Below are 8,150 nucleotides of genomic sequence, written 5' to 3'. Positions count from 1 at the left end.
CCGAAAGGGTGTTCAGCCGGTCATGACCAGGTGAGCAGCCGCTTGGGTTCCTCCAGGATCGCCGCGACGTCGCCCAGCACCTTCGAACCCAGTTCGCCGTCGACCAGCCGGTGGTCGAAGGAGAGCGCGAGGGTGGTGACGTGCCGCGCCTTCACCTTGCCCTTGTGCACCCAGGGCTGGAGCTTGACCGCGCCGAACGCGAGGATCGCGGACTCGCCCGGGTTGAGGATCGGGGTGCCGGTGTCGATGCCGAAGACGCCGACGTTGGTGATGGTGACGGTGCCGCCCTGCATCGCGGCCGGCGAGGTCTTCCCCTCCCGCGCCGTACTGACCAACTCACCCAGCGCGGAGGCCAGTTCGGGCAGCGTCTTGTCGTGGGCGTCCTTGATGTTGGGCACCACCAGGCCGCGCGGGGTGGCCGCGGCGATCCCCAGGTTGACGTAGGACTTCCGGACGATCTCCTGGTTCGCCTCGTCCCAGGCCGAGTTGACCTCCGGGTTGCGGCGGATCGCGACCAGCAGCGCCTTGGCGACCAGCAGCAGCGGGCTGACCTTGAGCCCCGCGAACGCCGGATCGGCCTTCAACTCCTGCACCAGCTTCATCGACTTCGTGATGTCGAAGGTCACGAACTCGGTGACGTGGGGCGCGGTGAAGGCACTGGCGACCATCGCCTGCGCGGTGGCCTTGCGGACGCCCTTGATCGGGACCCGCGTCTCGCGCGCGCCCGCCGAGGCGATGCCGGCGGCGGCATCAACGTCGGCGTCGGCGTCGGCCGCCGGCAGCGGCAACCGGGCCGGCGGCGCGGCGGCGGCCCTGATGTCCTCGCGGGTCACCTCGCCGTGCGGCCCGGTGGGCATCACCGTGGCCAGGTCGATGCCCAGTTCCTTGGCGAGCTTGCGCACCGGCGGCTTGGCGAGCGGCCGCAGCGCGCCGGGCACGGGCGCCTCGGCAGGCGCGGGTGCGGCCACCGCGGGCTCCGCCACGACAGGCGCGGCGGCCACGGCGGGCGCCACGGGCGCCGCGGGCGCCGCCGCATACCCGTTCAGCTGATCGCCGGCCTTCTGCTTACGAGGCCGCCTGGTCGTCGACGACGGCGCGACCCCGTAACCGACCAGCACCGCCGTCCGTTTGACGGCCGGCTCCGGCGCGGGCTGCGCCGCCGCCGGCTCCGCGCCGACCGCGTCCGAAGCGGCGGCACCGGCATCGGCACCGCCCGGCGCCTCGTCGCCGCCCGCGTCCACCACGATGATCGGGGTGCCCACGTCCACCGTGGTGCCCTCGTCGAAGCGGATCTCGCTGACCACCCCGTCGAACGGGATCGGCAGCTCCACGGCCGCCTTCGCCGTCTCGACCTCGCAGACCACCTGCCCGTCGGTGACCGTGTCCCCGACGCCCACGTACCACTTGAGGATCTCCGCCTCGGTCAGGCCCTCGCCGACATCCGGCATCCTGAACTCGCGAAAGCGCTGTGCCTGTACGGCCATGATCGTCACAACCCTCTCCTCAGTACGCCAGCACGCGGTCGACGGCGTCGAGTACGCGGTCCAGACCGGGCAGGTACTCGTCCTCCAGCCGGGCCGGCGGGTACGGCGCGTGGAAACCGCCCACCCGCAGTACCGGCGCCTCCATGGCGTAGAAGCAGCGCTCGGTGATCCGGGCCGCGATCTCCGCGCCCGAACCGAAGAAGACCGGGGCCTCGTGCACCACGACCAGCCGGCCGGTCTTCTCCACCGAAGTCTGCACGGTGTCGAAGTCGATCGGCGAGATCGAGCGCAGGTCCACCACCTCGACGCTGTGGCCCTCGTTCGCCGCCGCGGCCGCCGCCTCCAGGCACACCTTCACCATCGGCCCGTACGCCACCAGCGTGACATCGGTGCCGGTCTGGGCCACCGCCGCCTTGTGCAGCCCCGCGGGCACGGCCGAGACGGCCACCTCGCCCTTGTCCCAGTAGCGGCGTTTCGGCTCGAAGAAGATCACCGGGTCGTCGCACTCGATGGACTGCCGCATCATCCAGTACGCGTCCGAGGCGTTCGACGGCGAGACCACCTTCAACCCGGCGATGTGCGCGAAGAGCGTCTCCGGGGACTCGCTGTGGTGCTCGACCGCGCCGATGCCGCCGCCGTAGGGGATGCGGATGACGATCGGCAGCTTGATCTTGCCGAGCGCCCGGGCGTGCATCTTCGCCAGCTGCGTGACGATCTGGTCGTAGGCCGGGAAGACGAAACCGTCGAACTGGATCTCCACCACCGGGCGGTAGCCGCGCAGCGCCAGGCCGATCGCGGTGCCCACGATGCCGGACTCGGCGAGCGGGGTGTCGATCACCCGGCCCTCGCCGAAGTCCTTGAACAGGCCGTCGGTGATCCGGAAGACGCCGCCGAGCCGGCCCACGTCCTCCCCCATCACCAGGACCTTCGGGTCGTTCTCCAGGGACGTGCGCAGCGACTCGTTGAGCGCTTTCGCGATGGCCATCTGCGTCATGTCAGTGCCCCTTTCCGGAGCCGGCCGCCCCATGGGCGCCGGCGGGAGCGTCCTCGAAGGAGGCCAGGTACTCGGCGAACTGGGCGCGCTCCTCGTCCACCAGCGCGTGCCCGTCGGCGTAGATGTTCTCGAAGATCGCCATCGTGTCGGGGTTCGGCATGCTGCGCACGCCGTCGCGGACCCGCTTGGCCAGCGCGTCGCTCTCGGCGTCCAGGCCCGCGTAGTACTCCTCGTCGGCCAGGCCCTGCTTGTCGAGGTAGGCGCGCAGCCGGGCGATCGGGTCCTTCGACGCCCACTCCTCGCGTTCCTCGTCGGTGCGGTAGCGGGTCGGGTCGTCGGTGGTGGTGTGCGCGCCCATCCGGTACGTGAACGCCTCGACCAGCATCGGGCCCTGCCCGCTGCGGGCGTGCTCCAGGGCCGCCCGGGTGACCGCGAGCACCGCCAGCACGTCGTTGCCGTCCACCCGGACGCCCGGGAAGCCGTAGCCGGCCGCGCGCTGGTAGATCGGCACCCGGGACTGCTTCTCGGTCGGCTCGGAGATCGCCCACTGGTTGTTCTGGCAGAAGAACACCACCGGCGCGTTGTAGACCGCGGCGAAGGTGAAGGACTCCGCCACGTCGCCCTGGCTGGAGGCGCCGTCGCCGAAGTACGCGATCACCGCGGCGTCCGCGCCGTCCTTGGCCACGCCCATCGCGTAGCCGGTCGCGTGCAGCGTCTGCGAGCCGATGACGATGGTGTAGAGCTGGAAGTTGTTCTCGTTCGGGTCCCAGCCGCCGTTGTTGACCCCGCGGAACATGCCCAGCAGGTTCAACGGGTCCACGTCACGGGTCCAGGCCACGCCGTGCTCGCGGTAGGTCGGGAAGATGTAGTCGTCCGGGCGGGTGGCCCGTCCGGAACCGATCTGGGCGGCTTCCTGGCCGAGCAGCGAGGCCCACAGCCCCAGCTCGCCCTGCCGCTGCAAAGTGATCGCCTCGGCGTCGAACCGGCGGGTCAGCACCATGTCGCGGTACAGGCCACGCAACTCGTCCGGGGTCAGGTCGATGGAGTACTCGCCGTGCTCGACGCGCTCACCTTCGGGGGTCAGCAGTTGTACGAGCTCGGGCTCGCCCCCACGGCGCTTCGCGCGGCCGCGGCCGGCACTCGCCCTGGCCTTGGCGGGGGTACCCCCAGCGGCAGTGCTCTTCACGCTCACGTTCGCTCCTCCGTCTGTCCAGCCCCCGGGATCTGCCGGAGAGCCAGTGCGGCTCACCAGGTCCGGCGTGACGCACGGGGTATGTGCGGCATGGCCGGGCCAGGCGTGACAACGCCCCGGCGAATGGCCTGCAATGCAGACGTTACCTACATCGGGAAGTCTTCGCGTACACCGAGGGCACACTTTCTGACCTGCGGTTTTGCTTGGATTTCCTAGTAGTCCGCGTTACCGCAGGCCATGACCGGGACACCGGCACCGTATCCCGATCGGGAAAAGTCCGTAAGGGGTGAACGGCGCGGAGTGCCGCCCGGTTCCGGCCATCGCCCCGAACGCGACCAGACGGACATAGCAGACGCAAGGCTTCTCCCGCCACTCGCGCAAGGCCGGACCTCCTGTTGATCTACGCTGAGCCGCGTGATGGGCACGGCACAGCGGCCGCCCGCACTGACCGCCCTGCTGCGCCGCTACGACTGTGCGGCAACCCTGCTGACCTGCGAACCCGTACCGCGCGGGTTACTCAACCGGGGCTGGCGGATCACCACGGGCAGCGGCCGCTACTTCCTGAAGCAGTACGTCGCCGCGGATACCGCGGCACCGGCGGTGATCGCCCGGCAGCACCACGCGACCCGCCGGCTCGCCCGGCTGGGGCTACCCGCGGCCGCGCCGCTGCCGGACCGCGGCGGCGCCACCGTCACGGTCCTGGACGGCCACCGCTACGCCCTCTTCCCGTGGATCGAGGGCCGCCACCGCGAGGGCACCGAACTCTCCCAGAGCTGTTCGCGCCGGCTCGGCACCCTGCTCGGCCTGGTCCACACCGGGCTGGCCGACACGCAGCCGCCGCCGCCGGCCGAGCCGCACCCCAGCGCCGACCCCGACCGCACCCACGAGCAGATCGACCACCTGCTCACCCTGGTACGCGGCCACCGCCCCTTCGACGCCTTCGACGCGCTCGCCGAGCACCGCCTGCTCGAACGCCGTACGCTGCTGCGCCGGCTCGCCCATCGCCGTCCGCCGGCCGCGGACGACCGCGCCAGCGGCTGGGTGCACGGCGACTTCCACCCGCTCAATCTGCTCTACCGCGGTGAGGAGCCCGCCGCGATCATCGACTGGGACCGGCTGGGCGTCCACCCCCGCGCCGAGGAGGCGGTCCGCGCCGCCGTCATCTTCTTCGTCCACCCCGCCGACGGGCGTCTCGACCTCGCCAAGATCCGCGGCTACGCCCGCGCGTACCGGCGGGCCGCCGGCATCGCCGCGTCCGAGGTGGCCGCGGCCGTGCACCGCGTGTGGTGGGAGCGGCTCAACGACTTCTGGATGCTGCACTGGCGCTACCAGCACCGCGATCCCCGGTCCGATCCGCTCTTCCCGGCCGCGTCGGCCCTGGCGGTGTGGTGGACCGAGGAGTACGCGCGCGTCTCCGACGCGTTCACGGGGTGACCCGCTCCCCCCGCCCGGCCCCGTCCTGTCGACCGGGGGACCACCTGCCGGTGAGTGGCTGATCGCCACGGTCACCCGGCGAAGTCCGGGGGAGGGGGAGAACGGAGCGAGCAACCCACCGCCGGCCGGTGGGCGGGACCGGGACCGGGACGGCGGCGCCGTCAGCCGCCGATGCTCCCGACGGTGCCACCGACCGAGTCGCCGCCGCCGTCGTCACCGCCGGCGCTACCGCCACCGGCACCGCTGCTGCTGCTGCCGTCGCCCCCGCCGGTGGGCGACCCCGTGTCGGGCGGCCCGGTGGGCGGCTTCGTGGGCGGCGGCGTGGGCGGCGACGGCTTCGTCGTGTGGGTGGGCGGCGTCGTGGGAGGCGTGGTGGCGCTGGTGGGAGGCGAGGACGGGGTGCGGTCGGACGGGGTGTCGCTGGACTCGCCGGAGTCGCTCGGCTCGTCGGACACTTCGCCCGAGGAGTCGTCCGACGGCTGGTCCGCGCTGCCGTCGGACGGCCGGTCCGAGGTGTGCGTACGGGTGGGCGCGGTGGTGTGGTCGGTGCCGGCCCCGCTCCCACCGGTGTGCCTGGTCGCGAGATAGACCCCGAGCGCGATGGCGAGCACCGCGGCGATCACGAAGAGCACGGGCTTGACCCAGGAACTCCCGCTGGACGGCGGCTTCTCGCCGTACCCGTGCACGTCGTCGTTGCCGCCGACCCCGGAGATCCCGCCGAGCAGCGGACCGATCTCCGCGGTGTTGCCGCTCTGCCCGCGCCCGCCGCTCTGGGCCACCACGGTGGGTGACGTGCCGGTCGGGCGGGGCGCGACCGCGGTGACCGCGCCGGTGTCCCACATCCCCCCGGTCCAGCCGCCCTGCTGCATGAGCGTGTGGTGGGCGTACCCGACCAGCGCCCGCATCTCCTCGGCGTTCTCGAACCGGTCCTCGGGCTGCTTGGCGAGCGAGCGCAGCACGAGGCCGTCGAGCTCCGGCGGCACCCGGTCGCTGATCTGCGACGGCAGCCGCGGCTCGTCCTGGACGTGCTGGTAGACCACGGACAGCGGGGTCTCGCCGACGAACGGCGGCCGCAACGCGAGCAACTCGTAGAGCAGGCACCCGGTGGCGTACAGGTCGCTGCGGTGGTCGACGGTCTTGCCGAGCGCCTGCTCGGGCGAGAGGTACTGCGGGGTGCCCATCACCATGCCGGTCTGCGTCATGGTGCTGGCCGCGCCGTGCATCGCGCGGGCGATGCCGAAGTCCATCACCTTGACCGCGCCCGTATTGGTGATGATGACGTTCGCGGGCTTGATGTCACGGTGCACGATGCCGTGCTCGTGGCTGTAGGCCAGCGCGTCCAGCACGCCGGAGACGATCACCAGCGCCTGGTCGACCGGGGGCGGGGTGGGTCCGGTGAGCAGGTCCTTGATGGTGTGGCCCTCGACCAGCTCCATCACGATGTAGGGGACGGTGCCCGTACGGGTGATGTCCTCGCCGGAGTCGTAGACCGCGACCACCGCGTGGTGGTTGAGGCCGGCCACCGACTGGGCCTCGCGGGTGAAGCGGGCCCGGGCCACCTGATCCTCGGCGAGGTCGGTGCGCAGCAACTTGACGGCGACGATCCGGCCGAGCCGCACGTCCTCCGCCGCGAAGACCTCGGCCATGCCGCCTCGGCCCAGCCGTCCGGTCAGCCGGTAGCGGCCGTCGCCGACCACGGCGCCAGGGCCCCAAGGACCGTTGGCCTCCGACGCTCCGATGCCGGCGGCCGTCTCGTTCGGGTCGACCATCAGTCCTCGTCGTCCGTCCATGTCGTGCGAGCCATGTGGTGCGAGCCTGTCGTACGCGCATCGCTGTCTTGGTGCGCCACCGTACCGCTTTTCGGGTTGCGCGATCGGTCGCCGTCCGGCTGCCGTACGAAGGTCACCGCTTTGTGCGTGGACGATGCGTATCAGGTGACGAGATGGTCAACGAACTTGACGTGCCCGTGCGATAAGCGAGACTTGGCGGGCAAGCTCGGGGACGGGTCTGTCCCGGTCCACCTTCAGGGGGTAGCGGTACTGATGAGCGGGGACGCCACACAGGGCGGGTACACGGGGCGCTCGGTAGGCGGCGGGCGGTACGCGCTGCGCGACCTGCTCGGTCAAGGTGGCATGGCGTCGGTGCACCTGGCGCATGACACGGTGCTCGACCGGCCCGTGGCCGTCAAGACCCTCCACACCAACCTGGGCACCGAGCAGTCGTTCCGGGAGCGTTTCCGCCGCGAGGCACAGTCCGTCGCCAAACTCAACCACACCAACATCGTCTCGGTCTTCGACTCCGGCGAGGACATGATCGACGGCCAGCTGGTGCCGTACATCGTGATGGAGTACGTCGAGGGCAAGCCGCTGGGCGACCTGCTGGCCGCGGACATCGCCCAGTTCGGCGCGATGCCCGCCGACAAGGCGCTGCGGATCACCGGCGACGTACTGGCCGCGCTGGCGGTCAGCCACGAGATGGGCCTGGTGCACCGGGACATCAAGCCGGGCAACGTGATGATCACCCGGCGCGGCGTGGTCAAGGTGATGGACTTCGGCATCGCGCGGGCCATGCAGTCCGGTGTGACGTCGATGACGCAGACCGGCATGGTGGTCGGCACCCCGCAGTACCTCTCGCCCGAGCAGGCGCTCGGACGCGGTGTGGACGAGCGCTCCGACCTGTACTCGGTCGGCTGCATGCTCTTCGAACTCCTCACCGGGCGGCTGCCGTTCGACGCGGACTCGCCGCTGGCGATGGCCTACCAGCACGTCCAGGAGACCCCGCCGGCCCCGTCCACGGTGAACCAGGCGCTCGGCCCCGCGATCGACGCGCTGGTGGCCCGCGCACTGCGCAAGAACCCCGCCGAGCGCTTCCCGACCGCCGACACGATGCACGACGAGATCGAGCGGGTGCTCTCCGCCACGCAGAGCGGCACCATGCCGGTGATCTCCGGCAACGCCGTCACCGGCAGCCGCGGCGAGGGCGTCGCCGCATCGGTCTTCCCGGTCCAGCCCGGGCAGATACAGACCCCACCGCCGCAGATCCAGAC

At 71.5% G+C, this 8,150-nt stretch carries 6 protein-coding genes; 2 read left to right on the top strand and 4 right to left on the bottom strand.

Annotation, left to right across the window (positions count from 1 at the left end; all coding sequences use genetic code 11):
* Window positions 1-20: 20 nt before the first annotated feature.
* The 3 genes from AC13HU_RS25805 to pdhA are packed head-to-tail and all read right to left on the bottom strand — an operon-like array spanning window position 21 to window position 3,670.
* Window positions 21-1,484, bottom strand: a complete 1,464-nt coding sequence (locus tag AC13HU_RS25805; RefSeq protein WP_483044340.1) for a dihydrolipoamide acetyltransferase family protein — start codon at window positions 1,482-1,484, stop codon at window positions 21-23.
* A gap of 19 nt (window positions 1,485-1,503) precedes the next feature.
* Window positions 1,504-2,478 (bottom strand): alpha-ketoacid dehydrogenase subunit beta, encoded by a 975-nt coding sequence (locus AC13HU_RS25800; RefSeq protein ID WP_483044338.1) that lies wholly within the window; start codon window positions 2,476-2,478, stop codon window positions 1,504-1,506.
* A 1-nt stretch (window position 2,479) separates the two neighbouring features.
* Window positions 2,480-3,670, bottom strand: a complete 1,191-nt coding sequence (gene pdhA, locus AC13HU_RS25795; RefSeq protein ID WP_483044337.1) for a pyruvate dehydrogenase (acetyl-transferring) E1 component subunit alpha — start codon at window positions 3,668-3,670, stop codon at window positions 2,480-2,482.
* 417 nt (window positions 3,671-4,087) lie between these two features.
* Here pdhA and AC13HU_RS25790 point away from each other — a divergent pair, with 417 nt between their 5' ends.
* Window positions 4,088-5,104, top strand: coding sequence for a phosphotransferase (locus AC13HU_RS25790; protein WP_483044339.1), 1,017 nt, complete (start codon window positions 4,088-4,090; stop codon window positions 5,102-5,104).
* A gap of 161 nt (window positions 5,105-5,265) precedes the next feature.
* On the opposite strand, the gene AC13HU_RS25785 is transcribed toward AC13HU_RS25790, so the two are convergent.
* A complete protein-coding gene (locus AC13HU_RS25785; protein WP_483044336.1) occupies window positions 5,266-6,894 on the bottom strand; it encodes a protein kinase domain-containing protein in 1,629 nt (542 codons plus the stop codon).
* 252 nt (window positions 6,895-7,146) lie between these two features.
* On the opposite strand from AC13HU_RS25785, the gene AC13HU_RS25780 reads away from it, so the two are divergent.
* Window positions 7,147-8,150 (top strand): protein kinase domain-containing protein (locus AC13HU_RS25780; protein ID WP_483044335.1); only part of this gene is annotated, 1,004 nt, incomplete at its 3' end.

It is taken from the genome of Streptomyces sp. NH27 (genome assembly GCF_056859195.1).
Note: the sequence above shows the minus strand (reverse complement) of the source record. Positions and strands in the feature narration are given on the sequence as shown.

Excerpts from the sequence above, each read along its gene's own strand:
- AC13HU_RS25805 (WP_483044340.1), bottom strand. The coding sequence starts at position 1,484 with ATGGCCGTACAGGCACAGCGCTTTCGCGAGTTCAGGATGCCGGATGTC.
- AC13HU_RS25800 (WP_483044338.1), bottom strand. The coding sequence starts at position 2,478 with ATGACGCAGATGGCCATCGCGAAAGCGCTCAACGAGTCGCTGCGCACG.
- AC13HU_RS25790 (WP_483044339.1), top strand. The coding sequence starts at position 4,088 with ATGGGCACGGCACAGCGGCCGCCCGCACTGACCGCCCTGCTGCGCCGC.
- AC13HU_RS25785 (WP_483044336.1), bottom strand. The coding sequence starts at position 6,894 with ATGGACGGACGACGAGGACTGATGGTCGACCCGAACGAGACGGCCGCC.